General features: G+C 67.1%; 24 protein-coding genes, 1 pseudogene and 2 riboswitches. Of the genes and pseudogenes, 15 read left to right on the top strand and 10 right to left on the bottom strand.

What is annotated here, in order from left to right; all coding sequences use genetic code 11:
- The coding region (locus IWX89_RS15630; protein ID WP_231383380.1) for a hypothetical protein at positions 1–613 on the top strand (613 nt) is incomplete at its 5' end.
- Between the two features lie 79 nt (positions 614–692).
- Here IWX89_RS15630 and IWX89_RS15625 read toward each other — a convergent pair.
- Complete coding sequence (locus tag IWX89_RS15625; protein WP_196904460.1) at positions 693–3,041, bottom strand: bifunctional diguanylate cyclase/phosphodiesterase; 2,349 nt, start codon at positions 3,039–3,041, stop codon at positions 693–695.
- Positions 3,042–3,060: 19 nt separating this feature from the next.
- Positions 3,061–3,135, bottom strand: a riboswitch (cyclic di-GMP riboswitch).
- 722 nt (positions 3,136–3,857) lie between these two features.
- Between IWX89_RS15625 and IWX89_RS15620 the strand changes: the two genes are divergently transcribed.
- Entirely contained in the window at positions 3,858–4,643 is a 786-nt protein-coding gene (locus tag IWX89_RS15620) for a DUF4386 family protein (RefSeq protein ID WP_196904459.1), read from the top strand.
- A gap of 52 nt (positions 4,644–4,695) precedes the next feature.
- Here IWX89_RS15620 and IWX89_RS15615 read toward each other — a convergent pair whose 3' ends face one another.
- From IWX89_RS15615 to IWX89_RS15605, 3 genes are all read right to left on the bottom strand, one after another.
- Positions 4,696–5,370, bottom strand: coding sequence for a haloacid dehalogenase type II (locus tag IWX89_RS15615; protein WP_255548629.1), 675 nt, complete (start codon positions 5,368–5,370; stop codon positions 4,696–4,698).
- Between the two features lie 367 nt (positions 5,371–5,737).
- Entirely contained in the window at positions 5,738–6,091 is a 354-nt protein-coding gene (locus tag IWX89_RS15610; protein WP_196904457.1) for an ATP-dependent DNA ligase, read from the bottom strand.
- A gap of 766 nt (positions 6,092–6,857) precedes the next feature.
- Complete coding sequence (locus IWX89_RS15605) at positions 6,858–7,082, bottom strand: hypothetical protein (RefSeq protein WP_196904456.1); 225 nt, start codon at positions 7,080–7,082, stop codon at positions 6,858–6,860.
- Positions 7,083–7,448: 366 nt separating this feature from the next.
- On the opposite strand from IWX89_RS15605, the gene IWX89_RS15600 reads away from it, so the two are divergent.
- The 5 genes from IWX89_RS15600 to IWX89_RS15580 all read left to right on the top strand — a co-directional run bounded on the left by IWX89_RS15600 (position 7,449) and on the right by IWX89_RS15580 (position 12,969).
- The gene (locus tag IWX89_RS15600) at positions 7,449–7,916 is read left to right on the top strand and encodes a DUF3566 domain-containing protein (RefSeq protein ID WP_255548628.1); all 468 of its coding nucleotides are present in this window, start codon (positions 7,449–7,451) and stop codon (positions 7,914–7,916) included.
- Positions 7,917–8,209: 293 nt separating this feature from the next.
- Positions 8,210–8,929, top strand: a complete 720-nt coding sequence (locus IWX89_RS15595; protein WP_196904454.1) for a GAF and ANTAR domain-containing protein — start codon at positions 8,210–8,212, stop codon at positions 8,927–8,929.
- Positions 8,922–9,635, top strand: coding sequence for a GAF and ANTAR domain-containing protein (locus IWX89_RS15590; RefSeq protein ID WP_196904453.1), 714 nt, complete (start codon positions 8,922–8,924; stop codon positions 9,633–9,635). Before IWX89_RS15595 ends, IWX89_RS15590 begins: the two co-directional genes overlap by 8 nt.
- 556 nt (positions 9,636–10,191) lie before the next feature.
- Positions 10,192–11,409, top strand: a complete 1,218-nt coding sequence (locus tag IWX89_RS15585; protein WP_196904452.1) for a glycosyltransferase — start codon at positions 10,192–10,194, stop codon at positions 11,407–11,409.
- Positions 11,410–11,559: 150 nt separating this feature from the next.
- A complete protein-coding gene (locus tag IWX89_RS15580; RefSeq protein ID WP_196904451.1) occupies positions 11,560–12,969 on the top strand; it encodes an aldehyde dehydrogenase family protein in 1,410 nt (469 codons plus the stop codon).
- A gap of 60 nt (positions 12,970–13,029) precedes the next feature.
- On the opposite strand, the gene IWX89_RS15575 is transcribed toward IWX89_RS15580, so the two are convergent.
- Positions 13,030–13,218, bottom strand: coding sequence for a DUF1508 domain-containing protein (locus IWX89_RS15575; RefSeq protein ID WP_196904450.1), 189 nt, complete (start codon positions 13,216–13,218; stop codon positions 13,030–13,032).
- Positions 13,219–13,372: 154 nt separating this feature from the next.
- Here IWX89_RS15575 and IWX89_RS15570 point away from each other — a divergent pair, with 154 nt between their 5' ends.
- The 6 genes from IWX89_RS15570 to IWX89_RS15545 all read left to right on the top strand — a co-directional run bounded on the left by IWX89_RS15570 (position 13,373) and on the right by IWX89_RS15545 (position 19,232).
- The gene (locus IWX89_RS15570; RefSeq protein WP_196904449.1) at positions 13,373–13,579 is read left to right on the top strand and encodes a hypothetical protein; all 207 of its coding nucleotides are present in this window, start codon (positions 13,373–13,375) and stop codon (positions 13,577–13,579) included.
- Positions 13,580–13,649: 70 nt separating this feature from the next.
- A complete protein-coding gene (locus tag IWX89_RS15565) occupies positions 13,650–14,123 on the top strand; it encodes a VOC family protein (RefSeq protein ID WP_196904448.1) in 474 nt (157 codons plus the stop codon).
- A gap of 317 nt (positions 14,124–14,440) precedes the next feature.
- Complete coding sequence (locus tag IWX89_RS15560) at positions 14,441–16,060, top strand: glucoamylase family protein (RefSeq protein WP_196904447.1); 1,620 nt, start codon at positions 14,441–14,443, stop codon at positions 16,058–16,060.
- Between the two features lie 15 nt (positions 16,061–16,075).
- Positions 16,076–16,174: riboswitch (TPP riboswitch) on the top strand.
- Positions 16,166–16,978, top strand: coding sequence for a hydroxyethylthiazole kinase (gene thiM, locus IWX89_RS15555; protein WP_374220526.1), 813 nt, complete (start codon positions 16,166–16,168; stop codon positions 16,976–16,978). It overlaps the preceding riboswitch by 9 nt.
- Positions 16,975–17,682: a thiamine phosphate synthase gene (thiE, locus tag IWX89_RS15550; protein ID WP_196904445.1), complete on the top strand. Its 708-nt coding sequence runs from the start codon at positions 16,975–16,977 to the stop codon at positions 17,680–17,682. Before thiM ends, thiE begins: the two co-directional genes overlap by 4 nt.
- Entirely contained in the window at positions 17,679–19,232 is a 1,554-nt protein-coding gene (locus IWX89_RS15545; protein WP_196904444.1) for a bifunctional hydroxymethylpyrimidine kinase/phosphomethylpyrimidine kinase, read from the top strand. The genes thiE and IWX89_RS15545 overlap by 4 nt, the downstream gene beginning before the upstream one ends.
- A 283-nt stretch (positions 19,233–19,515) precedes the next feature.
- Here IWX89_RS15545 and purQ read toward each other — a convergent pair whose 3' ends face one another.
- From purQ to kynA, 5 genes and pseudogenes are all read right to left on the bottom strand, one after another.
- Positions 19,516–20,214: a phosphoribosylformylglycinamidine synthase subunit PurQ gene (purQ, locus tag IWX89_RS15540; RefSeq protein ID WP_196904443.1), complete on the bottom strand. Its 699-nt coding sequence runs from the start codon at positions 20,212–20,214 to the stop codon at positions 19,516–19,518.
- Positions 20,214–20,483, bottom strand: a complete 270-nt coding sequence (gene purS / locus IWX89_RS15535) for a phosphoribosylformylglycinamidine synthase subunit PurS (RefSeq protein WP_134508134.1) — start codon at positions 20,481–20,483, stop codon at positions 20,214–20,216. The genes purQ and purS overlap by 1 nt, the downstream gene beginning before the upstream one ends.
- A gap of 39 nt (positions 20,484–20,522) precedes the next feature.
- The gene (locus tag IWX89_RS15530) at positions 20,523–21,881 is read right to left on the bottom strand and encodes an aminotransferase class V-fold PLP-dependent enzyme (RefSeq protein ID WP_196904442.1); all 1,359 of its coding nucleotides are present in this window, start codon (positions 21,879–21,881) and stop codon (positions 20,523–20,525) included.
- A complete protein-coding gene (locus IWX89_RS15525; protein ID WP_196904441.1) occupies positions 21,878–22,831 on the bottom strand; it encodes an amidohydrolase family protein in 954 nt (317 codons plus the stop codon). The genes IWX89_RS15530 and IWX89_RS15525 overlap by 4 nt, the downstream gene beginning before the upstream one ends.
- Positions 22,832–22,853: 22 nt before the next feature.
- Positions 22,854–23,709, bottom strand: a pseudogene (gene kynA, locus IWX89_RS15520) (tryptophan 2,3-dioxygenase).
- A 161-nt stretch (positions 23,710–23,870) separates the two neighbouring features.
- On the opposite strand from kynA, the gene IWX89_RS15515 reads away from it, so the two are divergent.
- Together IWX89_RS15515 and IWX89_RS15510 are read left to right on the top strand one after the other, a co-directional pair.
- A complete protein-coding gene (locus tag IWX89_RS15515) occupies positions 23,871–24,590 on the top strand; it encodes a TetR/AcrR family transcriptional regulator (protein ID WP_196904440.1) in 720 nt (239 codons plus the stop codon).
- On the top strand, positions 24,590–25,681 hold the full coding sequence (locus IWX89_RS15510; protein WP_231383379.1) for a LacI family DNA-binding transcriptional regulator: 1,092 nt from the start codon (positions 24,590–24,592) through the stop codon (positions 25,679–25,681). Before IWX89_RS15515 ends, IWX89_RS15510 begins: the two co-directional genes overlap by 1 nt.
- Positions 25,682–25,799 lie beyond the last annotated feature (118 nt).

The raw sequence follows: 25,799 nt of genomic DNA, 5'->3' as shown, positions 1-25,799 counted from the left end.
CGGTGGTGCTGAGCCACACCACCACTGGGGCTCTTCCGCACGAACGGTGGGGCTCAACCGCACGATCGGGTGGGGCTCAGACGGTCGAATACTCACCCACCGCGACTACTCGGCCGCCGGGTACCGGGTCGTGCAACACCTCATCAGCACCGACAGCGACCACAATGACCCCGTGGTATTCACCCCCGAGGGCGCGCCCATCCTCGACGCCCCGTGCCCCAGGGGATGGATCTACGTCGCCGGGCACTTCCACGACTACATCTACGGCCCCGCGCACATCGCCCAAGTAATCCTGCACCGCGTCAACCCCTACACGACAACCGCGCCCACCGCGAGCCAGAACCAACCGTTCGGACTGGCCTGTACCAGAGAAGGACAGGAAGGCGACCACCGCGAGCACGATGACCAGAATAATGTTGCTTTGCATCGTGAAAAACCCGAAGAAATTGAACGGGTTGATCGTTGCGCGAGTGGCGGTGTCGAAGAAGGTGGACCCTATTGCCGTCGTGACGAGCAGGTGACAGCTACGCGAAGTGAAGGAGCAAGGAGTTTCATGTTTCGCCGCGGATCAAGGGTGAGAATTTTGGAGATCTGTGATCTGCATGAACCCTAGGGGGTCCGCCGTTTCGCAAGAGAGACCCTGTATCGCTCGGCACCTTCTGACCAGACACCGGTGGCGAAGCATTTCTCGGTCAGACGGTGGCGTGCGGAGCCGTGAGGACTGCGCCAAGTTTCGTTGCGTCCTGGTGGAGATTGTTTTGCAGCCAGACAGCGTATTTGTCAGCTGGCATTGGTCGGGCGTAAAGGTAGCCTTGGGCAGCGTTTGTGCCGATTCCTTCCAGGAAGTGTTGCTCGTCGAGGCATTCGACTCCCTCGGCTACTGTCTGGATTCCGAGTTCGGCGCTCATCCGCACGATTGCGTTGATCACGGTTCGATCGACTGGGTTTGTAAGGGCGCCGGCGACGAAACTCATGTCCAGTTTGATGATGTCAACCGGCAGAGATCGCAGTGTGGTCAGTGAGGAGTACCCCGTCCCGAAGTCATCGATGGCGATCTTGATGCCGTGCGCGGCCAAGGAACGAAGCCGTTCGATGGCGAGTGGGCAATCCAGGATGACGGTTTCGGTAAGTTCAAGGACAAGCATGTCCGCCGGGATGCCTGTGTCGGCGAGGCATCCGAGCACCTTTTCGATGAAGTCGTCATGGTCGAGTTCGCGAGCTGACACGTTGACGTGCACATCGAAGGGAATGCCGGGGTGGACTTCCCTCCACGTGGCGGCATCGGTGCAGGCCTGTCGGATCACGAAGGCGCCGATGTCGACGATGACGCCGGTGCGTTCGGCGATCTCGATGAAGTGTCCGGGCAAGAGGAGACCGTGTTCGGGGTGTTGCCAACGCACCAAGGCCTCCACGCCGGTGCATCGGGTTTCGGGCAGCGACACGATCGGTTGATAGTGGAGGACGAGTTCCCCGGCGGCCGCAGCACCGGGGAGCTGCCATTCGAGCGTGAGGCGGGGGGCATCGACCTGCAGGAGGTCGCGGTGATAGACCTGAACTTGGCCTTTGCCGTTGGCTTTGGCCGCGTACATCGCGACATCTGCCTGATGCACAAGCTCGTCAATGTCGATTTCGGACGTCGCCGTCGCAATCCCGACACTGGCGCCCACCCGGGCGATGCGGCCGCCAATGACAATGGGCGAGGTCAGCGAGTTCACCATGCGCTGGGCCACGTCTCGAGCGACCAGGTCGGTGGCGCCATGCAAAACCACGGCGAACTCGTCCCCGCCCAGACGTGCGCAGATGTCATCGGGGCGAGTGCATGCGCGCAGCCGTGCCGCGACCTCGATGAGTGCCGCGTCGCCGGCTCGATGTCCCAACACGTCGTTGACGTCCTTGAAGTCATCGAGGTCAAGGAACATGACGTGGACGCCGTCCAACAGTGCATGGCGGGTGAGGCTGGCCGAGAGCTTCGCGGTGAACGAGGCGCGATTGTCCAGCCCGGTCAGGGAATCATATTGTGCTTGCGCCGTGAGCTGTTGATGAACATCGCTGTTGCGCAGGGCCAGCGCCACCTGGTTGATCAGGTCGCGGACGGACAAGAGGGCGTCGGAGGGTATCTTTTTCGGCGCTCCGACCAGCATCCACGCGTTTTCGTGTAAACCTCTCAGGCTCACGCAGGTCCAATCGAGCGTGGCACCAACAGCGGCGTCGAGTGGCGTCGAGTCGAGAACTCGTGCGTCGGCAGGATCCGGGGTGGTCGAGATTACCGTTCCGGGGAGTGTCACGGGAATGGTCAGGTAGCCGCCAGCAGCTCCCGCGATCCGCAGGCCCGTGCCATCCCGGACGGCTTTGAGGAGGTGCAGGCCGGGAGTCGCGGCGCAGATCTCGGTACACGCCGTCCAGGCGAGAATCCGGATCGGTACTGAGTCGGTCAGACCGAGCAACTGCGACCCGGTGGCCGCCAGGGCAGTGTCACGCCGGGTGCCCTGCTCCCGAGCCAGCAACCCACCGCCCAGTTGGCGGGCGATGAAAACGGCGAGGAACAACAACGGGAAGGATTCGAACAAGCCCTCGGTCGCGGGTGCGGCCGTGTGGCCGGGGGCAAGTGGCCAGAGCACCACCGTGATCGAGAGGGCGAGGGCCAGAAAGGCGCATCGCACCAGTGAACGCCAGGTCGGGCCATAAAGGGCCCGAAACCAGACAGCGGTGAACACGTAGGCAACGACGGTCGTCGGGGTGGGACAGGCAAGTCCAAAGGCGGTAATCACAACGACGTCGACCAAGTCCAGCCACAGTGGAACCTGCCGGCTCACATAAACATAGATACACGAAAAGGCCAACACCAGCGCCGCCCCTAAGAGGACCAGTACCGCAGCGACGTTGCCCTGCGCCGACACGAACGCTGCGGGCAGAGACAGCACCAGTGACACCAACGCGAGTACGGCGAAGTGCCACCGTGTGCTCTCCGCAATACCGTCTGGCCGCTTCAACACCCGGCTCAGGCTCGTCCGAACTGCCGATTCCCGCGAAAATGCGCCCATCTGGCGTCGGTCCTGTCTGTCCGGTAGGCCGGCGGACCCAGAGGGTTCCGTGCCTTTGCGACCCCGGCTTACGCCGGGTGTGCCCTTGCGATCGACGCGGAAGATCGTCTCGCCCTTATTCGCGTGGTCACCTGACCGTAGCAGCCCATTCGCATTGGGCCGCGCTAAATCCGGCCCTGGCGCAAAGTTGGCTTCAGGGACCAAGGCTCCGCAGTGCGGGGACCGCGAAATTCTCTTTCGTGGGCCCGCCGGCCAGGACCAGTGTCAGGCAAGGAATCGTTTGCGGTCCAGAGCGGACAAACGCATTCCCCGTTGTCGAGACCGCCACTTCTTTTGGCGAATCGCCCGCTGAAGGCCTTGGCCGGGCAACCTATTCAGCGACCGAGATACGGCCTACTATGACCGGGTGAGAGTGCGAATCTGTCCTAATTGCGGCACCACTATCGAACTTGGTCCCTACGCCCCAGGAACGGAAGACGGTCTGCGGGAATGGATTGATAGATGCCCCAACGAGGATTGCGGCTGGGAAAACGTTGGGATGGACATCAGCTAGTGCATCGATGAACGACGCCGAAAGCGCGCAGTGCTCGGAACTGTCAAGGCGTGAGGTTGCAGAGATTCCCCCTCCGCGGGCCCAGGAGTGCCCAGGCGCTATTAAGGCCTAGTCAGCGTTCGTCTCGATGTATCCCAATTAGTCGTAGGTCACGGTGAATCCATTCCGCGCGGTCGCCCTTGCGGGTAGCATTCAGCGCATCGTTAAACCGTGACCGGCTCGCCATGACTGCCAGCACGGAGCCACCCAATGAGGAGTGCACCATGCGTGCAACCAGCGAAAACAACAGTCTTACGGAGCCGGCGAAGACGACGGCCAGGAACACCAATCGGGCAGCGTTTCGTGCAGGTGGCATGGCGTTCGTCATTGCCGGGCTCGGCGGCATCACGTGGTTTACGCTCGAGCTACTGCCGCCGGTTCTCGGCTTCGACGACACCGACGACCCCGCAGTGAGCCTGGACTATCTGCGCCAGTATCCGCAGTTTTACCCCCTGGCCTGGGTTGCACTTTTCATCATGGCGATCGCATTCATCGTGGCGAGTTTCGCCGTCTCAGATGCTCTCGCCCCGCGCACAAGCAGTATCACTCGCCGAAGCTTGAGCGCGCTCGGTCTCTTGTCGGCCGCATTCTTATTCATGCAGGGGGTCTTGCGCGAGTCGGTAGGGCCGTTGCTCTACCTCGACGGGATGAACAGCGGATGGGGCGAGTCCGCGTACCTGACCATTCAAATGTTGGGAACCCATGGTTTCGCCCAAGCGAGCCTCCTTACGCTCTGTGTCTGGGCCCTGGGTATCAGTGTCGCAGGGGCACGCTCCCATGCCCTGCCGAGATGGTTATGCGTCTTGGGAGTCGTCGCCGGCCTTCGGCTCGTGATGCTCATCGCTGGTCCATTCCTGACGGCAGCACGTATCGACTTGCCCGAGTTTCTCTGGTTTGGCTCCGTGGCACTGATTCCACTGGGAATGCTGTGGTGGCTTGGGCTCGGCGTTGTGCTGCTGGTCAAGTCTCGTCCCAACCGGGAGGAGAGACCTGCCAACTTGGCACGGTAGCTCTGCCTGTGGCACGACAGCTGTCGCCTCGCCCGGCGTTCAATGCCGAGATCTAAGTCAGGAGACGTGGAGCAAGCTCGCTCAGGGTGCAAACGGTGTAATCCGGTGCGGTGAAGTAGTGGGGATAGGCGGCGTCGGTTCGGTTCAGCCAGGCGGTGCGCATGCCTGCTTGGGCTGCCCCGTGGATGTCCCAGGGGTGCACGGCGACCAGGAGCATGTCTTCTGGCTGAACCCCGCAGGCATCCGCGGCGTAGGTGTAGGCGGTACGGACGGGTTTCCATGCCGGGGCGTCCTCGACCGTGAGAAGGACCTCGAAGTCCTCCCGCATCTCCGCCCTGGTGAGAAGGGTCTCGGCCACCTGGGCGGACCCGTTGGATAAGGTCACGAGGCGGAATCCCGCGTCTTTGAGCGACCGGATCCCGTCTGCGATGTCGGGGTGAAGGTTCAATCCCGCGAAGCCGTCCATGACGTGGGTGACGGCGTCGTCCAGGCTCCAGGTCAGGGCGAAGTCGCGGAGGACCTCGCGCAGGACGTCGGCGCCGATCACCGCGAATTTCGCGCTGCCACCTGCCGCTGCGAGAGCGAACCCGTCCCGCAAGAGGGCGGCGAACCACACTCGGGCGAGATAGTCCGGCGCGCCAACGTCAACGAATCGGGTCTTTAGGGGTGACATGTCCGAGAGAGTTTCGTTGACATCGAAAACGATCGCTGACGGTGGTGTGTTCAATTTCGGCTCTCCAGGGTTGGTACGTCTGGCAGTTTGAGGTCAACGAGAAGCTCACACGCTCGCGATTCGACCGTATCGGTTGGGGCGGTACCTGGGCCCGGGAGAATCGGAGGGCGAGTCCGCGTTCGACAGCGCGATCAACTCACTGGAGTTGTCCTCTTGGCCCCTTTGGCGACCGACCGTGTGACCGGCCTGGCCTCGCTCCCCTGGCCATCCATTTCACCGCATGAGTGTCCCGCGCAGCGTTCGCGATCAGATTCAGGGGGGCTCCGTGCTTCCGGGCCACGGCGACATCCTCTCGGCGGAACTTGGGCGGGTAGAGCTTGGGCTTGATGGCATGTTTCCTGCGATTTCGAACTCCCACAGATCAGGTAACGTCTCCCCTGGCCTGGTTACCTGCGGCTTCTAGCCCGGGCACTCGTGGCTGGGGGCGGGGTTCAAGGACAATTTCCAGGCCGGCGGGTGAGTTGGCGGTGAAGAGCAGGGCGTGGATCCAGTGGGCGTTGAGTGGTGGTCTGCTGTTGCTGGCGTACTTGTAGGAGAGGGAGATCTGGGGGTGTAACCAGATGGTGGTGCGGCCGATTCCGCTTGGGCAGTCGGTCCAGCTGAAGTAGCAGCCTTCGCCGTGTTGGAGTTTGGTGCCAATGGCCGCTTCGAGGTGGGCGAGTAACCGGTCCTCGAGATTGACTGTCAGGGTCGAGTTGTAGGTCAGTTTTCCCATATCAGCGCCTCGCACGGACGGGGCAGGGATATGGGTTTGGGCAGCCCTGATTTGGTCGGTCGGTGTGGGGCGGCCAGGTTGTCGAGACGGGACTCATGAGCGGTGAACTCTCACCGATCGAGTGCGAGAGAACGTCGCGCGGCAACCGCGCTCCGGTGGGACTCAACCCGGTATCTGGGTTGGGACCGGCGTGCGGTGGGATCGTTCATGGCGATACTGTAGCGCGGGTCATGATTGGGAGGTTCGGACTGCAGCGCCTGCGTCCGGAGCCGACCCGCAATTGGCCGGGGTCCGGCTGAGGAGCCGGCCGTAGCAGTTCGCGAGGAACAGCCAGCTGGAGCCAGCCTGTCAATGTGGCTTTCGCGCTTTGGGATTGTCCCGGTGGGGTTGTGGCGGCTGCACGTGTGACGTCGACGTGTTGGTTGTGGTGATCCGTCGTCGGATTCTGATCTGTCGTGCGGCGTGTGAGACGCTCGTGACAGTCAGTGAGGGGTGATGTCTGGGCAGGAGTCCCGCGGCCGGTCAACATCGTTTCAGCGACTGACCATGTGTCGGGCGGTGTCGAAGACCGCAGGTGTGTTTGCTGGCCAGCATGAGGGCAGGGAGACGTGTTCGATGGCGTGCGATCGAGCGAGTGAGGCCTCCGCCCGGGTGACGGCCGTTCTGAAGTAACTGGCCACCGTTCACCGTGCTTGTTCCAGCGGACGGGCGGCCGGCCGCACTTGACTTCACGGTGGCGTGAGCGCCGCGGAATGCGGGTCTGTGGCTATTCGGTGAAGTCGACGTCGTGCCAGTCGTCGTCGGTGGTCGCGATGGTTTCCTCTATTGGATACGACTTCGGTGCAGTAAGTGCCTGGATGCGTGCGTTGAGCACGGCAAGCACCAGGGTGGTGTCGGGTCCTGTCCACTGGGAGTCCTCAGGGATACTCATCAGCGCAGTCGTCGGCCCCACGATCATGGTCACGATCATGTTGTTTCCGTGATCATCCACGCAGGGAGGTCCAGAGTCTCGTTGGCGTGGCTGATTCCCAGCGCGGTGACCAACTCCAGGAGAGCGTCCGCGACGCCATCGGGAGTCAGAAACGATGCCCCACCGTAGGAGATCCTTTTCATACACCTCACCTTGGCCCCGCACAAGACTGGGGCCAAGGCCCTTGCGCCAGTCCCCGAGGCGGAGAGCACCGTGCAGGAACCCCGAACGGTGGGGCGGGCTGGGTATCGGCTAGGTTATTGCCAGAGATACCGGTGCGGTTTGTGCGCTCCCTGACTGGGTGGGTTGTCAGGGTCCACGACCGGGTCCGAAGGATGCCCCGACCGGGGCGGGCAACGAATCGGGTTGGAATGAGTGGGGGCGTTCATGAATCGTGCTGCGGACCGGGCAGGGAAACGGGGCCTGAACCCGCGCGAGCCGGGTAAACAGATTCGACTGACGTGGGTGTCTCTGGACGTATGGTCGGCCCTGAAGACATCCGTCCTGATGGGAATCGCCTCGGGTGCCCTGGCAGTCCTGGCCACCCTCGCAGCGTGGACATTCCTCACCCAGGCAGGCATCTTCACCCAGGCTGACACCCTACTGGCGGGTCTCACTTCGACTGGGGTGCTCAGGAGCATGAGCTCCCTGATGAACGCGGACCACCTCTGGAACGTCTGCGCCGGGGTCGGGCTCCTCACCCTGCTGGGCTGCACCGTACTGGGCGTACTGGGAGCGCTCGCCTATCACATCGCCGCGACCGGCTCCGCCGGCGCCCTCCGGATCGGATTCAGAACGCCACCCGCCTCGCCCGCGGCTTCAGGGCCACCCCAGCGAAACGAGTCACTCTCCTGAAGACGAGTCTCGGCTGTCCGCCCCCCACGATGCCTGGCCGTGCTCCTTTAACTTGCCGGTCGCATTCTCGCTGCCGTTTGGGCCACGGCGGACGCTGATAGTCGGATCGTGCGACTGTGCCACGCTGCTCGATGGCGCGCGCACCCAGGTCGACCTCGTGAGACGCTCGTCGGTGGCGGCGGGAGTATCGGAGACCCAATGCGCCCCAAATCAAGGTATTGCGGAGTACGTTCGTACTGTGAAGGGATCGTGTCTGAGACGGGGAACCTGTAGGAATCGTGGGAGGGATTGCGATGCCTGATCGATTTTCGGGAGCCGAAGAAACGTTGACCGCGTTGGCGGGAACTGAGTCCCGTCTATACGAGCCTTTCCTCGGACTGCTGCCCGTGGATGGGCTGTCAATCTCGACCTTCGGTGACTTTCTCCCCGCTGAAACGATCTCGGCAAGTGACGCCCAATCGCTTCGGTTGGACGAACTGCAATTCGATCTGGGCGAAGGCCCCTGTTGGGATGCTCTTGAAACTGGGAAGCCGGTCTTCGAGCCGAACATTCGCGAACGGCCCAACCGGATCTGGCCGGCGTTCTCGGAAGCAATCATCGCCGATGAGCTCGGTGCGCTTTTCGCTTTCCCCCTGTCGCTGGGCCCCTTACGCATCGGGGCGATCGACTTGTATACGAGTCGGCCCAGTCATCTCAGTGATCTAGACATCCGGCGAACCTCGGGCCTCGCGACCGTCGTCAGCCGTCTCGTTCTCTCTCGAGCCATCAGGCTGTCCCAGAGCGATAGCGAGGTCGACACCGACACTCGCAGACAGTTCTCTCGTCGTGAAGTGCATCAGGCCACCGGCATGGTGCTCTCTCAACTCGGGATTTCTGCTCTGGACGCCCGTCTGGTTATCCAGGGCCATACCTTCGCCGTTGGCCGATCGATGCAGGAGATCGCGGAGGAGATCATCGACCGGCGATTGAGTTTCGCGGTAAATGAACACCAGATCGAGGAATCTCATGATTGATGAAACGAGAGAAGACCGTTTGATCGATACGTTCGCGACCCTCGCTGACACCCTTGTCGCCGGTTACGACGTCGTGGATCTCTTACAGACATTGGTGGAAAGTTGCGCCAGCCTCTTCGACATTGCCGCGGCTGGCATTCTCCTGGCCGACGCCGACGGCGAGCTCGAAGTTGTCGCCTCGACCAGCGAGGCCAGCCGACTCGTCGAAGTCATGCAACTGAGCGCCCGGGCAGGCCCCTGCGTGGAATGTTTCACCACCGGATCCGTAGTCTCCCTGCCAGACGTAGAGGACAGCCCGCCCGCCTGGCAGCGGTTTCGGGACAGCGCGCGGGAACAGGGTTTCGCTGCAGTCCATGCGATTCCGTTGCGACTGCGCAAAACGACAATTGGCGCCCTCAACCTGCTGTCCAGCGTCCCTGGTGCCCTGCGCCAACAGGACGTGCGCGCGGCCCAAGCCTTGGCCGATGTGGCCACGATCGGGATTCTGCAGGAACGCACAGTCCGAGAAAGCAATTCCGTGCGGGAGCATCTGACGATCGCTTTGAACTCCCGAGTCGTGATTGAACAAGCCAAAGGCGTCATCGCGCACTCTCACGCAGTCTCTATGGAGGAAGCATTCACGCTACTCAGGAACCACGCTCGCAGCAACCATCTGATGTTGTCACAAGTTGCCCAAAGCCTGGTCGACCAGACCCTCGTCATCTGACGACCGCCGACGTGCGCAATTCATCGAGCGGTGAGCATGCCAAAAACCCCGGCACTGGTAGCCCCAGAGCCACAATTGTGCACAGTATCCGGGCGGAGGTTGGGCAGCGCCGCGCTGGCGAATTGTGCGCCCTGGCGGCCGCGCACGAGCACGTATGTCGCCCGCACGGAGCCGGCACTCTCATGATTGATCGGGTCTCGTCCGCGGCGCCGCTTGGGTTTCTCGGCATCGCGATGTTCTGCTGACAAACGTCCGCAAGGCGTTCCCCCAACGGGCACTTCAACACGCCGATCTCTTACTTCCCTCTTTCAGGAAGTTGGCCGTCCGGCTGGCGGTCGTGGCAACAAAATGGCAACATTTACCATGAATCCACGTGATTTGAAGTCTTTCCTGTGATCCAACTTCCCCGAAATTACGCGGATTGTGAGTGATTAACCTTGCAGATGATCGCCGGGCCAGAGTTCAAATCCCACCGTCTCCGCACTTCGGCCCCTGCACCCCGGTTCGTTCCGGGATGTCGGGGCCTTTTTCGCCCGTCGGGCTCCTCGGAGGAATCGTGCGCATCGGAATTGTCGCCAATGACACCAGGGGCGGGGTCGAACCGTACGCGGCATTGGCACTTCGGCTGAAGGCGCGCGGGCACGAGCCGAGGCTGATCGCCCCCGCGGATTTCTCCCCGCTGGTCGAGGGCAGCGGCATCCCCTTCGCCGGGCTGTCCGGAAATTCGCGCGAGGATATTCGGCGTGCGCAGGGCGCCACCGAGCGGGGGTCCGGCGCGAGCATGCGGATGGTTGCCGCGGAAATGGGCGCCCGACTGCGTACCTGGACCCGGGAAACCTTGGAGGCTGCGCAGGGGGTGGACGCCCTCACCGGCGGTGTCGGAGGAATGGTCGTCGGTCTCGGTGTTGCCGACAGGCTGGGGGTGCCGTTCATCCCCGCGCACTTGCAGCCCATCGATGCGCCCGCCACCGCTTACCCGGGTGTGCTGACGCCCCGGGTGCGACCGAATGTCCTCGGCCACCGTCTCACCTCGCTCGCCCTCTGGGCGCCGTTCGCGAAGCCGATGGCGGATGCCCGGCGCGAGGTTCTGGGGCTGTCCGGCCGGTCGACCGCCACAGCTGATCAGCCGGCGCTCTACGCGATCAGCCCTCGGGTGCTCACGGTTCCCGGCGCCCGGAACCACACGACGGGGTATTGGTTTCCCGCCGAAGACCCCACCTGGCAGCCATCGCCCGAGCTGGAGGAGTTCCTCGCTCGCGGTCCCGCGGTGAGCATCGGGTTCGGGAGCATCAGCGGCACTGACCCGGCGAAGCGAACGGCGATCGTGCTCGAGGCTGTCCGCGCGGCAGGAGTGCGAGCCGTACTGCTCTCCGGCTGGGGCGGACTGACCGACCTCGACGGGGGCGGTCGCGTGCTCGTCCAGGAATCGGTGCCACACGAGTGGCTGTTCCCGCGGATGGCGGCCGTCGTGCACCACGGAGGGGCCGGCACCACCGCGGCCGGCCTGCGTGCCGGAGTGCCCGGCATCGTGGTGCCGTTCACCGTCGACCAGCCCTTCTGGGGAAGCCGCGTGGTTGACCTCGGTGTCGGCCTGTCATCCTTTTCGCAGCGCCGGCTCACCTCGGCGCGTCTCGCTGACGCACTGGGCAGGGCCCTCGCCGACAGGCCGATGCAGCAGCGTGCCAGAGAACTCGCCGCGGGCATCCGCAGCGAGGACGGGATCGCCACCGCCATCGACGTCTATGAGAATGCGCTCGGCGGATCGCGCGTCTGACGGATGCCGGACGGCGCAGCCGAGGCCGACCGCGGCGTGAGCGGTGACCCGGTCGGCACCGACTGACAACCACGCTGCGCGCACCAACAAACGGGGCGGCAACCCCACTGGATACGGTCAGGGTACTAACGGACTCATAGTGGAGGACCCATGGACAGCTACGACGCACTTCTCGAGAAGATCACACCGAAGTCGGGACCGACGAGGGAGATCCTGGACCCCGCGACGGGAGCCGTGGTCGGCCTGGCGCCGGTGCACACCGTGGACGATCTCGACCGCGCCGTCGCCGCGGCGGTCGCCGCCCAGCCGGCCTGGGCCGCACTGGGCCACGCGAAGCGAATCGCGACCCTGAACCGGGTGGCCGACGCCATCGACGCCGCCGCGGAGCCCCTCGCAGAGCTGCTCTCCCGGGAGCAGGGCAAGCCGCTCAACGGTCCGAATGCCCGGTTCGAGGTCGGCGCCTGCTCCGCCTGGCTGCGCGCCACCGCCGCGACCCCGCTGGAGGCCGAGGTGATCGTCGATGACGGTCAGACCCACGCCGAACTGCACTACCGCCCGATCGGCGTCGTGGGTGCCATCGGCCCGTGGAACTGGCCGATGATGATCGCGGTCTGGCAGATCGCGCCGGCCCTGAGGATGGGCAACGCGGTCGTCGTCAAGCCGTCCGAGTACACGCCGCTGAGCGTTCTCGCCCTCGTCGCGGTGATGAACCAGGAGCTTCCGGCCGGTCTGCTGAGCGTCGTCTGCGGCGACCGCGAGGTCGGTGCGCGGCTCTCCAGCCACCCGGGAATCGGCAAGGTCATGTTCACCGGGTCGACCGCCACCGGCAAGGCGATCATCAAGAGCTCCGCCGACACGGTCAAGCGCCTCACCCTCGAGCTGGGCGGCAACGACGCCGGCATCGTGCTCTCCGACGCCGACCCGAAGGCGATCGCGGAGGGCCTGTTCTGGGGTGCGTTCATCAACACCGGCCAGACTTGCGCGGCGCTCAAGCGCCTGTACGTGCACGACGACATCTATGACGCGGTCTGCACAGAGCTCACCGCCGTCGCCGAGACCATGCCGATGGGAGTCGGAATGGACGAGAAGAACGTGCTCGGACCGCTGCAGAACAAGGCGCAGTTCGACATCGTGTCCCGCCTGGTCGACGCCGCGAAGAATTCCGGAGCGCGCGTCCTCCTCGGTGGCAACCCGAGCCTGGACCAGCCGGGTTACTTCTACCCGACCACGCTCATCGCCGACATCGACAACGCCAACCCGCTCGTGCTGGAGGAGCAGTTCGGCCCGGCGCTGCCGATCATCCGCTTCACCGACCTCGACGACGTGATCGCGCAGGCCAACGGCGTCGACGTCGGACTCGGCGGCTCGGTCTGGTCGCCCGACCTGGCGAAGGCGCGCGAAGTGGCCGCTCGCCTCGAGGCCGGCACCGTCTGGATCAACGGGCACGGCGGAGTGCACCCGATGATCCCGTTCGGCGGAGCCAAGCAGTCCGGCTACGGGCTCGAATTCGGCGTCGAAGGACTCAAGGCGCTCGGCGTTCCCCAGGTGATCAACGGCTGAGCCGCACCGGGCCGGAATCGCCGTCCCTCGGCCTGAGCCGGGTGGGCGGCGATTCCCGTGTCAGCTGGCGGGTTCGGTCAGGTCGACGACGTGGGACTTGGCGTGTGATTTCAACGACTCGATCCCCTTGAGCGCGGCGACCTTCGTCTTGTAGCTGTCCGAGGTGGCGATGACCTCGCCGTTGTTGGCCTTGAGCCTGAACTGGTAGCCGCCGGACCTGTCGACATACACTTCGTATTTGCCGCTCATGACACGCTCTCTTCTTCGCCACGGAACATCATCGTCGACCGGTTGGCCGGTGACCTCAGACTACGCTCCGGGGCGGTGCCGCTCCCTCTAGCGCCGGAGCGGCATCCTTCACTACCATCGAAGTTCGATCAGTTCCCACGCTCGGAGGTACACCATGGCCGGATTGGCAACCAAACTCGACAAAGCCTATGAGGAGCTGCCCCTGGAGGAACTGGTCAACTCACCGGTCGCCTCACTCCAGGGCGTGAGCGACAGCGACGCAGAGCACCTCAAGGCAGCCTTCGGGATCGTCACGGTCGGCGACCTCGGCACGAACAAGTTCTTCATCTGGGCCCAGTCGATCGTGGCGCTCGCCATGTAGCCCGGGCCGTGCGGTGCATCCGTCTGACTGAACCGTACCGGATGCCTCCCTCGCCCACGAAGGAGTTCCCATGCAGACGATCAGTCCGTTCCTCTGGTTCGACAGTCAGGCCGAGGAAGCCGCCAGGTTCTATGTGTCGGTCTTCCCCAATTCCGAGTTGCGCAGCGTGTCCCGGTACCCCGACGGCATGCCCGGTGTCGGTGGCACGGTCATGGCGGCGTCGTTCGCGCTCGACGGCCTCGAGTTCCAGGCCGTGAACGGCGGGCCGCAGTTCCCGTTCACCGAGGCTGTCTCCTCCTTCGTGCGAGCCGACACCCAGCCCGTCATCGACGACCTGTGGGCGAAGCTCACCGAGGGCGGCGAACCAGGCCGGTGCGGCTGGCTGAAGGACAAGTTCGGCCTCTCCTGGCAGGTCGTGCCGCCGCTCCTCGGCGAGCTCCTCGGCGACCCCGACCCGGAGCGCTCGGGCCGGGTCATGCAGGCGATGCTCGCCATGACGAAGATCGAGATCGCCGGGCTCCGCAGCGCCTACGCGGGCGCCTGACCCGAACAGCGCCTGACCCGCGAGGCGTCGCGACCACGCATCGATGGGACGACGCCGCGTTGAGTTGCGGAGAATGCACCTTCGTCAGGGCGATGAGGGTGTTTTCTCCGCAATCGAACGGGTGGGCAGGTCGGGCGACGCGAGGGGTGCACCAGCCGCAATCAATCGCCGCCAGTGGGTTGCGACCCGGAATGTATGCGCTTACGCTCGAAGTCACGTGCACGCGCCGCCGCTGTCCCTGCTCGATTTCCGGGGCCGGAATCCCGGGCGGCCGATGCCGGAACGTCAACGACGACACGAAGGAACTCCGACCAGCCATGACCGCTACCTCGCTCAGTGCAATCGCCGCCCCCGGCGCCACCCGCCGCCAGTTCCTCGTCGGGGGAGCGGCGATCGCCGCGCTCGGGATGGCCTCGGCTCCACCCGGCCGGGCCACGGCCGCCACCCTCGCCGGGGCATCCGCGGTGCGGAGCGGGTTCGGTCGCGGCGTCGACAAGGGCACGATCCTGCGCTGGGGGCGCGACACCTGGGCATCCCTCGTCGCCATGACCGACCCGATCACGGGGCTCTCCGCCGACAACATCAGCGGCCCGCTCGGCGCCCCGAAACGCAGCGGCTACACCTCGCCGACCAACATCGGCGGCTACCTGTGGAGCGTCGTCGTCGCCCGCGAGCTCGGCATCATCAGCGCAGGGGAGTGCCGGCGCCGGCTCAGCCAGACCCTCACCACCCTCGCCAGGCTCAAGCACCACGAGCCGAGCGGCATGTACTACAACTGGTACGACGAAGCCTCGGGTGACGTCGTCACGGTCTGGCCGGAGGACGGCAACACCGTCTACCCGTTCCTCTCCAGCGTCGACAACGGCTGGTTCGCCGCGGCCCTCATGGTGATCCGGAACGCGGAGCCGCGGGTCGCCCGGCAGGCCGACGCCATCCTCGGCAAAATGAACTTCGGTATGTTCTACAACAAGGACGCCCGCCCCGGCATCGTCGCCGGGCTGCTGCGCGGCGGCTTCTGGGACAAGAAGCCGGCCGTCGACACCGTCGAGGGAAACTACCTCGGCGCCGGCGAGAACGTCTTCTACACCCTCAACCACTACGACATCCACGTCAGCGAGCCGCGCATCGCCAGCTACATCGGCATCTCCCGCGGCCAGATCCCCGCCGCGCACTACTTCGCCACCCAGCGGGTCTTCCCCGAGAGCTGCGACTGGTCCTGGCTGGAGCAGAAGCCGGTCGGTGTGCGCCGGAGCTACCAGGGCATCGACGTCTTCGAGGGGGCGTTCACCTACCGGGGCATGCACATCGTGCCCAGCTGGGGCGGCGACATGTTCGAGGCCCTGATGCCGGACCTGTTCGTGCCGGAGGCCGGCTGGGCCCCGAAGGCCTGGGGAGTGAACCACCCGCTGACCGTGCGGGCCCAGCGGGAGTTCGGACTCGACGACGCGAAGTACGGCTACTGGGGCTTCTCGCCGGCCAGCCGGCCAGGCGGCGGCTACAGCGAGTGGGGGGTCGAGGCGATCGGGATGAGCCCGGACGGCTACGTGTCCGACCTCGAGCGCACCCACCTCGACAGAGGGTTCGACGGATGCCGCGTGGGCGTGAACCCGACACCGGCCTGGGGCGATGGAGTGGTCACCCCGCACGCCGCGTTCCTGGCCATGCAATACGAACCAGCGGCGGCCTTCGACAATCTGTCCCGGATCGAGCGGGAACTGAAGGCCTACGGCGAGGGCGGATTCTACGATGCGGTCGCGGTCAAGTCGGGTCTCATCGCCGAACGCTACCTCTCGCTCGACCAGGCCATGGTGCTCGGAGCCATCGGCAACGTGTACTGCGACAACGTCATCCGTCGCAATTTCATCCGTGGCCAGGTGCAGGCCACGATCAAGCCGCTGATCGGGATCGAGGAGTTCGGCGCGGGCCTGGTCGCCTGAGGCGGCTAGGCTCGGAGGCGTGACACGGGGTGCCGTCGAGAGTCGATGGCTGAGATCAGACCCGAAGAACCTGATCTAGCCAGTACTAGCGAAGGGATGTCGCGAGTGAACTCTCGCTTGTCGAACCAGCACACCCAGTCAGCCGCCGAACTGCTCCACCGAGTGCGGGAGGGCGTCCCGCTGGTGCAGTGCCTGACCAACGCGGTCGTGGCCAACTTCACCGCCAACACCCTGCTCGCCCTCGGCGCCGCCCCGGCGATGGTCGACCTCCCCACCGAGGCCGGACCCTTCGCCCGGGTGGCGTCCGCGGTGCTGATCAACCTCGGAACCCCCCAGCACGACCAGCGGATCGCCATGGTCGAGGCCGTCACCGTCGCCAATGCGGCCGGCACTCCCTGGGTGCTCGACCCGGTCGCGATCGGAGCGCTCCTTGTGCGCACCCACCTCGCCCGGGACCTGCTCGGCCTCCATCCCACGGTCATCCGCGGTAACCCGTCAGAGATCATGGCGCTCGCCGGGTCCGGCCACGGAGGGCGGGGCGTCGACTCGACCGACTCCGCCGCCGACGCCCTCGAGGCGGCCCGCAACCTCGCCATCGACTTCGGGTCGATCGTGGCCATCTCCGGCGCGACCGACATTGTCACCGACGGGGTCAGGGACGTGCGCGTCGACAACGGCACCGAGTTGCTCACCCGGATCACCGGCGGCGGTTGCGCCCTCGGCGCGGTGATCGCCGCCTTCGCGGCCCAGGACCACGACCGGCTCGCCACCACCGTGGCCGCCTGCGCGATCTACGCCCTCGCGGCCGAGCAGGCCGCGCTGGAATCCGCCGGTCCGGGCAGCTTCGCCGTCGCCTTCCTCGACCGGCTGGCCGGGCTGACCCCCGACGACGTTCTCGCCGGCGTGGTCATCGGATGAGCCTGCCCGCCCACACGACCCGGCCGGCCCACGCGGCACCGCCACGGCCGCGCACCCTCGACCTGTCCACCTATCTGGTCACCGACCGGCGGCTCTCCGGGCGACTCGGAGTGCTCGGCGTCATCTCCGCAGCGGTCGCCGGCGGTGTCTCCGTCGTGCAACTCCGTGACAAGACCGCCGACACCCGCGACTTCTACGATCTCGTGGTCACCGCCGCCCGGATCACCGCCGGGCGCTGCCTGTTGCTCGTGGACGACAGGGTCGACGTCTTCCTGGCGGCGCGGCACGCCGGCGCCGAGGTGGACGGCGTCCACGTCGGCCAGACCGACCTTCCGGCCGCTGCGGTGCGCGCCCTGATCGGGCCGGACGCCGTGCTCGGACTCACCGCGAACACGCCCGTGCACCTGCGGGCCGCTCACGCCCTGCCGGCGGGCTCCGTCGACTACCTCGGGGTCGGGGTGATCCACCCGACCACGACCAAGCCCGACCACCCCGAGGCGCTCGGCGTTGCCGGATTCGGCAAGATCGCGCGGTCGACCGGGCTTCCCTGCGTCGCGATCGGCGGCATCCGCCTTACCGACACGGCCGGCCTCCGCGCCGCGGGCGCCTCCGGGCTGGCCGTCGTCTCCGCGATCTGTGCCGCCGACGACCCGGCCGAAGCCACCCGCGCGTTCGCTGACGCCTGGGCCGGGGCCGCGTCATGAGCGGTATCCCACGCGTGCTGAGCATCGCCGGAACCGACCCGACCGGGGGTGCGGGCATCCAGGCCGACCTCAAGGCGATCGCGGCGAACGGCGGCTACGGGATGGCCGTGGTCACCTCCTTGGTCGCCCAGAACACCCAGGGTGTGCGGTCGATCCACCTGCCGCCGACCTCGTTCCTGCGCGAACAGCTCGACGCCGTCAGCGACGACGTCACCATCGACGCCGTGAAGATCGGGATGCTCGCCACCGATGAGGTGGTCGCCGAGGTTGCGGACTGGCTGCGTCGCATCCGCCCGCCGATCGTCGTGCTCGACCCGGTCATGGTCGCCACCAGCGGCGACCGGCTGCTCGACGAACGCGCCGAGGCCGCCATGCGCGGCCTCCTCGCCGAGGTCGACATCGTCACGCCCAACCTGCCCGAGCTCGCCGTGCTCGCCGAGTGCCCGGTCGCGCTGACCTGGCCGGAGGCGCTGAGCCAGGCCAGGGCGGTCTCCGCCCGGCACGGCGTGATCGTGCTCACCAAGGGCGGCCATCTCGGCGGCCAGGGCTCGCCGGATGCCCTGGTCGATGCCGCCGCCGGGCTCCCCGGCGGCCGCGACCTGGTCGAGTTCGCGCAGGACCGGGTGCCGACGGCGAACACCCACGGCACCGGCTGCTCGCTCTCGAGCGCGCTCGCCACCCGCCAGGCCCGGCTGGGCGACTGGGTGGCCGCCGTCGCCTCGGCGAAGGAGTGGCTGACCGACAGCCTGCGGCACGCCGACGAGCTCGACGTGGGGCAGGGCAACGGGCCGATCAACCATTTCGCGGCGCTCTGGCGCGCGGGGGACGCGGCCGCCGCCGCAGCTGTCGCTGACCCCGCAGCTGTCGCTGACCCCGCAGCCGTCGCCGATGCTGTGGCGTCCATCACCGGCCCGGCCGCCGGCATCGCCGCCCAGACCGAGGAGTGGTGGGCGGGAATCGAACACCTCCGCACCGAGATCGGCGACCTGGCGTTCATCAGGGGGCTCGCCGACGGCAGTCTCGCGGACGACGCCTTCTCGGACTACCTCGCCCAGGACGCACTCTATCTGCGCGACTACTCCCGGGCCCTGGCCCGGGCCAGCCAGCTCGCGCCGACCGTGGCCGAACAGGCCTTCTGGGCCTCGAGCGCGCACGGCTGCCTGGTCGAGGAACTCGAGCTGCACCGCACCTGGCTCGACGGCCGGGCCACGGATGCGGCGCCGTCGGCGGTGACGACGGCCTACCTGGGCCATCTGCTCGCGGCGGCGCAGGGCGGTTCCTACCCAGTGCTCGTCGCCGCACTGCTGCCCTGCTTCTGGATCTACCAGGACGTCGGGGAACGGCTGGCGGCGGCGAACCACTCGGAGCATCCGTACCGGGCCTGGCTCGACTGTTACGCGCAACCCGACTTCCAGGCGGTGACCCTGGAGGCGATCGCCATCGTCGAGCAGGCCGCCCGGGGCGCCGCCGCGACCGAGCGGGCGGATATGCGGCGCGCATTCCACGCCTCGGCCGAGCACGAACTCGCCTTCTTCGACCAGACGACCTGAGCCGCCCACCCGCGCTCGCCGCCGCCTGCTCGCGCCGGTCGCGGTGCCGTCTTCCCCTGTTCCCCTGTTCCCCTGTTCCGAATTCAGGAGTACAGCCTGATTTCGGGGCGCTGGCGGGCATCCGTCGCACTGTTCCGGGCTCTGCACCTGAATTCGGAACGTGGTTCACGCACCTGAATTCGGAACCTGGACCACGCACTTGAATTCGGAAGGTGGTTCATGCACCTGAATTCGGAACGGCCGGGCTGCGCCTGCGGGCGGAGGGGTGTGGGTCGGGGCAGGGTCAGGCGGCTGCGAGCACCCGTTGGATCACCGAGGTGAAGAAGGTGAGACCGTCGACGCCGCTGCGCATCGCGTCGGCGGTGTCGGGGCCGAAGCCGGGTTCGACGGCGTGCTCGGGGTGCGGCATCAGCCCGACGACGTTGCCGCGGGCGTTGGTGATGCCCGCGATGTCGTTTAGGGAACCGTTCGGGTTGAGGCCGAGGTAGCGCACGACGACGTGCCCCTCGCCCTCGAGACGCTCGAGCGTGTCGGCGGAGGCGATGAAGCCGCCCTCGCCGTTCTTGAGCGGGATGGTGATCTCCTGGCCAGCCGCGAAACCGCTCGTCCAGTCGGTGGCCGTGTTCTCCACGCGCAGCTGCTGGTCGCGGCAGATGAAGGAACCGTGGTCGTTGCGGATCAGGCCACCCTCGAGCAGGTGCGCCTCGGTCAGCATCTGGAAGCCGTTGCAGATGCCGAGCACCGGCATCCCCTTGTTCGCGGCGTCGATGACCTCGGCCATGATCGGGGAGAGGCTGGCGATGGCGCCGGCGCGCAGGTAGTCGCCGTAGCTGAAGCCGCCGGGCAGCACCAGGGCGTCGACGCCGTGCAGGTCGTGCTCGCCGTGCCAGAGGGCGACGGGGTCCGCGCCGGCCAGGCGGATCGCACGCTGCGCGTCACGATCGTCGAGCGAGCCGGGGAAGGTGACGACGCCGACGCGCATCAGTGGGTCTCTCCGGCGGGTGCCTCCAGCACGTGGATGCCGACGACGTCCTCGATGACGGAGTTGGAGAGCACGGTGTCGGCGAGTTCCTGGATCTCGGCCAGCACGGCGTCGTCGATGTGGCCGGCGACGGTGATCTCGAACCGCTTGCCCAGGCGCACGCCGGTGAACCGGCTCTTGCCGAGGCGGCCGAGAGCGCCGGCGACGGCCTTGCCCTGCGGGTCAAGCAGCTCGGCCTTGGGCATAACTTCTACGACGATTGTTGGCATGGTTCACTCCGGAGACGTCGGGGGGTGGATTCCACGATTCTACAGGCCGGCAGGGGTGCTGCGACCGGCCGCGGCGCCGGCCGCCAGTCCGCTCTGTCCGAGCAGCACCCCGCGGAGCACGTCGCGGATCGCGGCGACGCCCTCGAAGGTCTCGACGAAGCTGGTGCTCAGTGGCGAGAGCCCGATCCGCAGGGCGTCGGGGCCCCGGAAATCGGGGATCACGTCGTGCTCCCAGAGCGTCTTCGTGACCTGTCGCATGGCCGGGTGGTTGATCGTCACGTGCCCGCCCCGGTGCGTGTGCTCCCGCGGGGAGGTCACCCGCACTCCCAGCGGCACCAGCCAGGTGTCGACCAGGCTGAGCGCGAACTCGGTCAGCGCCACCGATTTGGCCCGCACCTGCTCGATGCCGGCCTCTTCGATCATGGCGATGGTGTCCTGCATGGCGAGCATCCCGACGATGGCGGGAGTGCCGCTCATGAAGCGACGGATGCCGTCGGCCGGCACATACCCCGGGCCCATCGTGAAGACATCCTTCGTTCCCATCCAGCCCTGGACCGGCTGGGTGAGCACGTCCTGCAGGTCACGCCGCACATAACCGAACGCGGGGGCGCCCGGGCCGCCGTTGAGGTACTTGTAGCTGCAGCCCACGGCCAGGTCGACGTCGCAGAGGTCGAGTTCGACCGGCACCGACCCGACGGAGTGGCTGAGATCCCAGAGCACGAGCCCGCCGGCGGCGTGCACCAGCTCGGTGATCGTGCGCATGTCGGCGAGGAAACCGGAGCGGTACGCGACGTGGCTGAGCAGCACGAGGGCGGTCGTCGGGCCGACCGCCCGCCGCACCTGGTCGACGGTGACGCCGGAGGCCGGGTCGGAGTGGATCCAGTGCAGGGTGAGCCCGCGCTCGGCGGCGATGCCCTCGAGCAGGTACCGGTCGGTGGGGAAGTTGTCGGTGTCGAGCACGATCTCGGTGCGCACGGGCTCGGTGTCGATCCGGCGGTAGTCGACCGCCGCGCGGGCCAGCTTGTACAGCAGCACGGTGGTGGAATCGCCGACGAACACCTGGCCGGGCCCGGCGCCGAGCGCGGCGCGGCCCAGGTCGTCGCCGATCTTCAACGGCAGGTCCATCCACTCGTCGTCCCAGCCCCGGATCAGGCGGGTGCCCCAGTCGTGGATGAGGAACTCGGTGATCCGGGCCACGCTGGCCAGGGTCGGCCGGCCGAGCGAATTGCCGTCCAGGTAGGCGAACGGGTTCGGTGTGGCGTCGCCGACGGCGTCGGTGCCGACGAACTGGCGGCGGTAGTGCGCGAGACCGTCGATGCGGTCCATCCGGCGGGCGAAGGCGAGCTGGGCATCCTGGCCGCCGAGGCCGGCGTGGCTGCTTTCGGTGCTGGGGGTCATCTTGCTTCCTCGGTCTCGAACGGCTGGTGCGGCAGGCTCCCATGATGACCGACTTCCCCGGCGGCCGCAGCCGCGACGACCCGTGCCGTGCACAGCCAGCGGGTGAAATCGCCCGGGTCGCCGGGGCGCTCGCCCGGGATGACCGTGGCGGGGAGGCCCGCGCCGGTGCGCGGGAGGGCGCCGGGGAATCGGCCGATGGAGTCGCCGGTCAAGGCGTGGAGGAGCTCGTCGGGGGAGAGGCCGCAGGCCAGCAGGGCGTCGAGCTCGCGCCGGTTGAGCCCGACCGGGAGCGGGCCGTTGCCGAGGTCCGTGCCGTAGAGCACCTGGCCGCCGGCGGCGTGGAACCGGCGCAGGTTGTCGCTCGCCCGGGCGAAGTCCTCGGTGGGCCGGCCCCAGCCGTGGATGTCGAGGGTGCTGATCCAGGTCATCCGGCCGGCCATCGCGACGATGAGGTCGTCGTCCAGGCGCTCGTCGAACGGGGTGTGCGCGAGGGCGTCGACGCCCGCGGCGCAGGCGTCCCCGGCCTGGCCGGCGCCCTCCGCGTGGGCGACGACGGGCGCGCCGCGCTCGTGCGCCCTGGTGACGATCGCCGCGAGCACATCGCCGGGCAGCACCGGGCCGGCCACGGAGTTGAGAGTGACCTTGATGACGGATGCGCCGGCCGCGAGCTGCCGGTCCACGGCCGCGGCGGCATCCGTGGCGTGCGCCACCTCGCAGACGCTGCCGGCCGGGGTCCAGTCCTGCCTGGCGGGGTAGCCGCCGGGCGTGGTGAGGAACTGGCCGGCGAAGGACGCCTGCGGGCCGGGGTCGCCCGCATCCGTCGCCGGCGCCCGGTGCGGTCCGCCGAGGTCGAGCACCCTGGCGATCCCTCCGGCGGCCAGGCCGGCAGGGTCGATCAGGGCCAGGTGCACGTGCGCGTCGAGAAAACCGGGGAAGACGGTGCCGCTCATGGGGTGGGTCGCCGCCCGCGGCTCACGTGCCGAGCTCCGTGCGCACCGCGAAAAGCTCGGGAAAGAAGGTGAGCTCGAGGGCCTTCTGCAGGAAGGCGGCGCCGCTCGAGCCGCCGGTGCCGTGCTTCATCCCGATGATGCGCTGCACCGTCTTCAGGTGCCGGAACCGCCAGAGCTGGAAGTTGTCCTCGAGGTCGACGAGCTCCTCGCAGGCCTCGTAGGCGCCCCAGTGCAGGGTGGCGTTCTCGTAGATCTCGCGGAAGACCGCCACCAGTTCCGGGTGCAGCACCCAGGCCTCGGTGACGTCCCGGTCGAGCACGGCGGTGGGAACGGAGAATCCCTGCCGGTGCAGGTAGCGCAGGAACTCGTCGTAGATGCTCGGCGCCTCGAGCATCTCGGTGAGCAGCGCATGCGCCGCCTCATCGCTTTCGAACACGGTGAGCATCCGCCGGTTCTTGTTGCCGAGTGCGAACTCCACGGCCCGGTATTGGTAGGACTGGAACCCGGAGGAGTTGCCCAGCACCCCCCCGGAACTCGGCGTACTCGCTCGGGGTGAGTGTCGCGAGCACGGACCACTGCTCAGTGAGCGTGCGCTGGATGTGCTTGACCCTGGCGATGCACTTGAGGGCCGGAGAGATCCGGTCCAGGCGCAGGTGCTCCGTGGCCGCCCGCAGTTCGTGCAGCACGAGCTTGAGCCAGAGTTCAGTGGTCTGGTGCTGGATGATGAAGAGGAGTTCGTCGTGGTGCTCCGGCCTGCTGACCGGTTTCTGGGCGCCGAGCAGGGTGTCCAGGTCGAGGTAGGAGCCGTAGCTCATCCGCTCCCGGAAGTCGGTCACGATCTCCGGATCGAACTCCCGGGTGTTGTTCTCGACCGGCATGGCAGCTCCGTTCCGCACGGCCGGCATCGGGCCGCGGTGCCAGGTTTCGTTGATTGCATTCTCGTGGGACACGCCGGTGGACGCAACATGACGAACCGCGAACCCCGGTCGTGGAGGATCCCCTCCGCGAAGTCGGAGGTAAGGGTCCTAGAATCAAGCCCATGACTTCGCCCGAACCGACCCAGCAGGACGGGGCGCAGCCAAGACGGCGTGACGCCCGGCAGAACCGCGAACGTCTCCTCCTGGAGGCTCGCGCCCTGATCGCCGTGCACGGTGTCGACGCGTCACTCGAGGAGATCGCTCGCCGCGCCGACGTGGGTGTGGCCACGCTGTACCGCAACTTCCCGACCAGGGACGACCTCATTCGCGCGCTGCACGAGATCGCGCTCGCCGAGCTTGCCACCGTCAAGGACGAGATCGCCGCGGCCCCGACCGCGTGGGACGGCATCGTCGTCTACACCGAGCGGGTGGCCGAATGGCTCGTCGCCGACCCGGCCCTCCCGTTCATCCTCAAGCGGATGGAGACCATCGACCCGACGCTCGGCAAGGGCAAGGAATTCCAGACCGTGATCGCGGCGCTCGTGGCCCAGGCCAAGCGAGACGGTGCGTTGCGCCCGGACGTCGACGCGGTCGACCTCGCCGTGCTGGTCACCATGGTCGGCTCCCTCGGCACCCTCGGCGGCGGCTACACCGGCCAGTGGCGCCGGCAACTCTCGATCGTGCTCGACGGGTTGCGCTCGAAGGACCTGGACCGCCCGAAGCTGCCGGGGCGCCCGCTCGGCGCACGCGAGTTCCAGGCCGCTGTGCACGGGCTGTCCCGCCGCGGCAAGCGGGCCGCCACCCGCCCGCCGGCAGGGCCGGCCACGACCCCGGGAGCCTGATGAAGGCCGCGACCGTCTACGACGTGGCCGCCCACGCGGGCGTGTCGATCGCGACGGTCTCGAGGGTGTTGCGGCGACCCGCCGATGTACGCGCATCCACCCGGGAGCGTGTGCTCGCCTCCGTGCAGTTCCTCGGCTACGTGCCCAGCGCCAGTGCCCGTGGCCTGGCCGCGCGCCGCACGGGAGTGCTCGGCCTGTTCTTCCCCAGCATCGACGACGAGGACGACAGCACCGAGGTGCCGTTCGTGCAGGACACGAGCGTCCGGATCGTGGTGGACATCCCCGATTCGGGCGAGGTCCGGCCGCCGAACCTCTACTTCGACGAGGTGCTCCGGGGGAGCGAGCGCGAGGCCTGGCGCCACGGCTTCGCCCTGATGGTCGGCGTCGGCCGCGGCACGAACCCTGCCGAGATGGTCAACGACATCGCCGGCCGGGTCGACGGGATGGCCGTGCTGGCCCGCAGCGTGCCCGACGACCTGCTCGACCACGTGTCGCGGCGCATCCCCGTGGTGCTGATCGCCGGCCCCCGGCGCGGAGACGACTACGACCACGTGAGTGTGAGCAACACCGAGGGGATGCAGGCGCTCACCGAACACCTGCTGGTGACCCACCGGATCACCGAACCGGTCTACGTGGCCGGGCCGGCCGACTCGCCTGACGACGCGGAGCGCTACGCCGGGTTCGTGCAGGCCCTGGCCGCGGCCGGCATCGACGCGACCGCCCTCCCGGTGCTGCGCGGTGACTTCTCCCGGATCCGGGCCCGCGACCTCGCCGAAGAACTGCTTGCGGCCGGCAGCCTGCCCCGCGCGCTCGTCTGCGGCAACGACCAGATGGCGCTGGGCTTCCTCGACGTGTTCGGCCCGGCCGGCGTCCGGGTGCCCGAGGACGTGATCGTGACCGGATTCGACGGGATCGAGGCCGGCCGGCTCTCCACTCCGCGCCTGACCACCGTGCACCAGCCGATGGCCGACCTGGGCCGGGCGGCGATGCGGGCCATGCTCAGCCGGCTGCAGCATCCGGACCAGCCGCCGATCACCTCGCGACTGCCAGTGAAGGTGCTGCTGAGGGAGAGCTCAGAGGGCCCGGTCTGATCCGATCGCGGGGTTTCGACAACCTCGCCGGAAAAAGTGTTGCGCGACGGAATGTAAGCGCATACAGTTGGGGGAACGCCTCAGGTGGTCCGGTTCACCGGCTTCCGACCCCCACTGC

The organism is Cryobacterium sp. MP_M3, from assembly GCF_015752155.1.
GTDB lineage: Bacteria > Actinomycetota > Actinomycetes > Actinomycetales > Microbacteriaceae > Cryobacterium.
Note: the sequence above shows the minus strand (reverse complement) of the source record. Positions and strands in the feature narration are given on the sequence as shown.

Excerpts from the sequence above, each read along its gene's own strand:
- IWX89_RS15580 (WP_196904451.1), top strand. The coding sequence starts at position 11,560 with ATGGACAGCTACGACGCACTTCTCGAGAAGATCACACCGAAGTCGGGA.
- IWX89_RS15530 (WP_196904442.1), bottom strand. The coding sequence starts at position 21,881 with ATGACCCCCAGCACCGAAAGCAGCCACGCCGGCCTCGGCGGCCAGGAT.
- IWX89_RS15510 (WP_231383379.1), top strand. The coding sequence starts at position 24,590 with ATGAAGGCCGCGACCGTCTACGACGTGGCCGCCCACGCGGGCGTGTCG.
- IWX89_RS15610 (WP_196904457.1), bottom strand. The coding sequence starts at position 6,091 with ATGGGAAAACTGACCTACAACTCGACCCTGACAGTCAATCTCGAGGAC.
- thiE (WP_196904445.1), top strand. The coding sequence starts at position 16,975 with ATGAGCCTGCCCGCCCACACGACCCGGCCGGCCCACGCGGCACCGCCA.
- IWX89_RS15565 (WP_196904448.1), top strand. The coding sequence starts at position 13,650 with ATGCAGACGATCAGTCCGTTCCTCTGGTTCGACAGTCAGGCCGAGGAA.
- purQ (WP_196904443.1), bottom strand. The coding sequence starts at position 20,214 with ATGCGCGTCGGCGTCGTCACCTTCCCCGGCTCGCTCGACGATCGTGAC.
- IWX89_RS15525 (WP_196904441.1), bottom strand. The coding sequence starts at position 22,831 with ATGAGCGGCACCGTCTTCCCCGGTTTTCTCGACGCGCACGTGCACCTG.
- IWX89_RS15590 (WP_196904453.1), top strand. The coding sequence starts at position 8,922 with ATGATTGATGAAACGAGAGAAGACCGTTTGATCGATACGTTCGCGACC.
- IWX89_RS15545 (WP_196904444.1), top strand. The coding sequence starts at position 17,679 with ATGAGCGGTATCCCACGCGTGCTGAGCATCGCCGGAACCGACCCGACC.
- IWX89_RS15595 (WP_196904454.1), top strand. The coding sequence starts at position 8,210 with ATGCCTGATCGATTTTCGGGAGCCGAAGAAACGTTGACCGCGTTGGCG.
- purS (WP_134508134.1), bottom strand. The coding sequence starts at position 20,483 with ATGCCAACAATCGTCGTAGAAGTTATGCCCAAGGCCGAGCTGCTTGAC.
- IWX89_RS15625 (WP_196904460.1), bottom strand. The coding sequence starts at position 3,041 with ATGGGCGCATTTTCGCGGGAATCGGCAGTTCGGACGAGCCTGAGCCGG.
- IWX89_RS15515 (WP_196904440.1), top strand. The coding sequence starts at position 23,871 with ATGACTTCGCCCGAACCGACCCAGCAGGACGGGGCGCAGCCAAGACGG.
- IWX89_RS15620 (WP_196904459.1), top strand. The coding sequence starts at position 3,858 with ATGCGTGCAACCAGCGAAAACAACAGTCTTACGGAGCCGGCGAAGACG.
- IWX89_RS15560 (WP_196904447.1), top strand. The coding sequence starts at position 14,441 with ATGACCGCTACCTCGCTCAGTGCAATCGCCGCCCCCGGCGCCACCCGC.
- IWX89_RS15600 (WP_255548628.1), top strand. The coding sequence starts at position 7,449 with ATGAATCGTGCTGCGGACCGGGCAGGGAAACGGGGCCTGAACCCGCGC.
- IWX89_RS15570 (WP_196904449.1), top strand. The coding sequence starts at position 13,373 with ATGGCCGGATTGGCAACCAAACTCGACAAAGCCTATGAGGAGCTGCCC.
- IWX89_RS15575 (WP_196904450.1), bottom strand. The coding sequence starts at position 13,218 with ATGAGCGGCAAATACGAAGTGTATGTCGACAGGTCCGGCGGCTACCAG.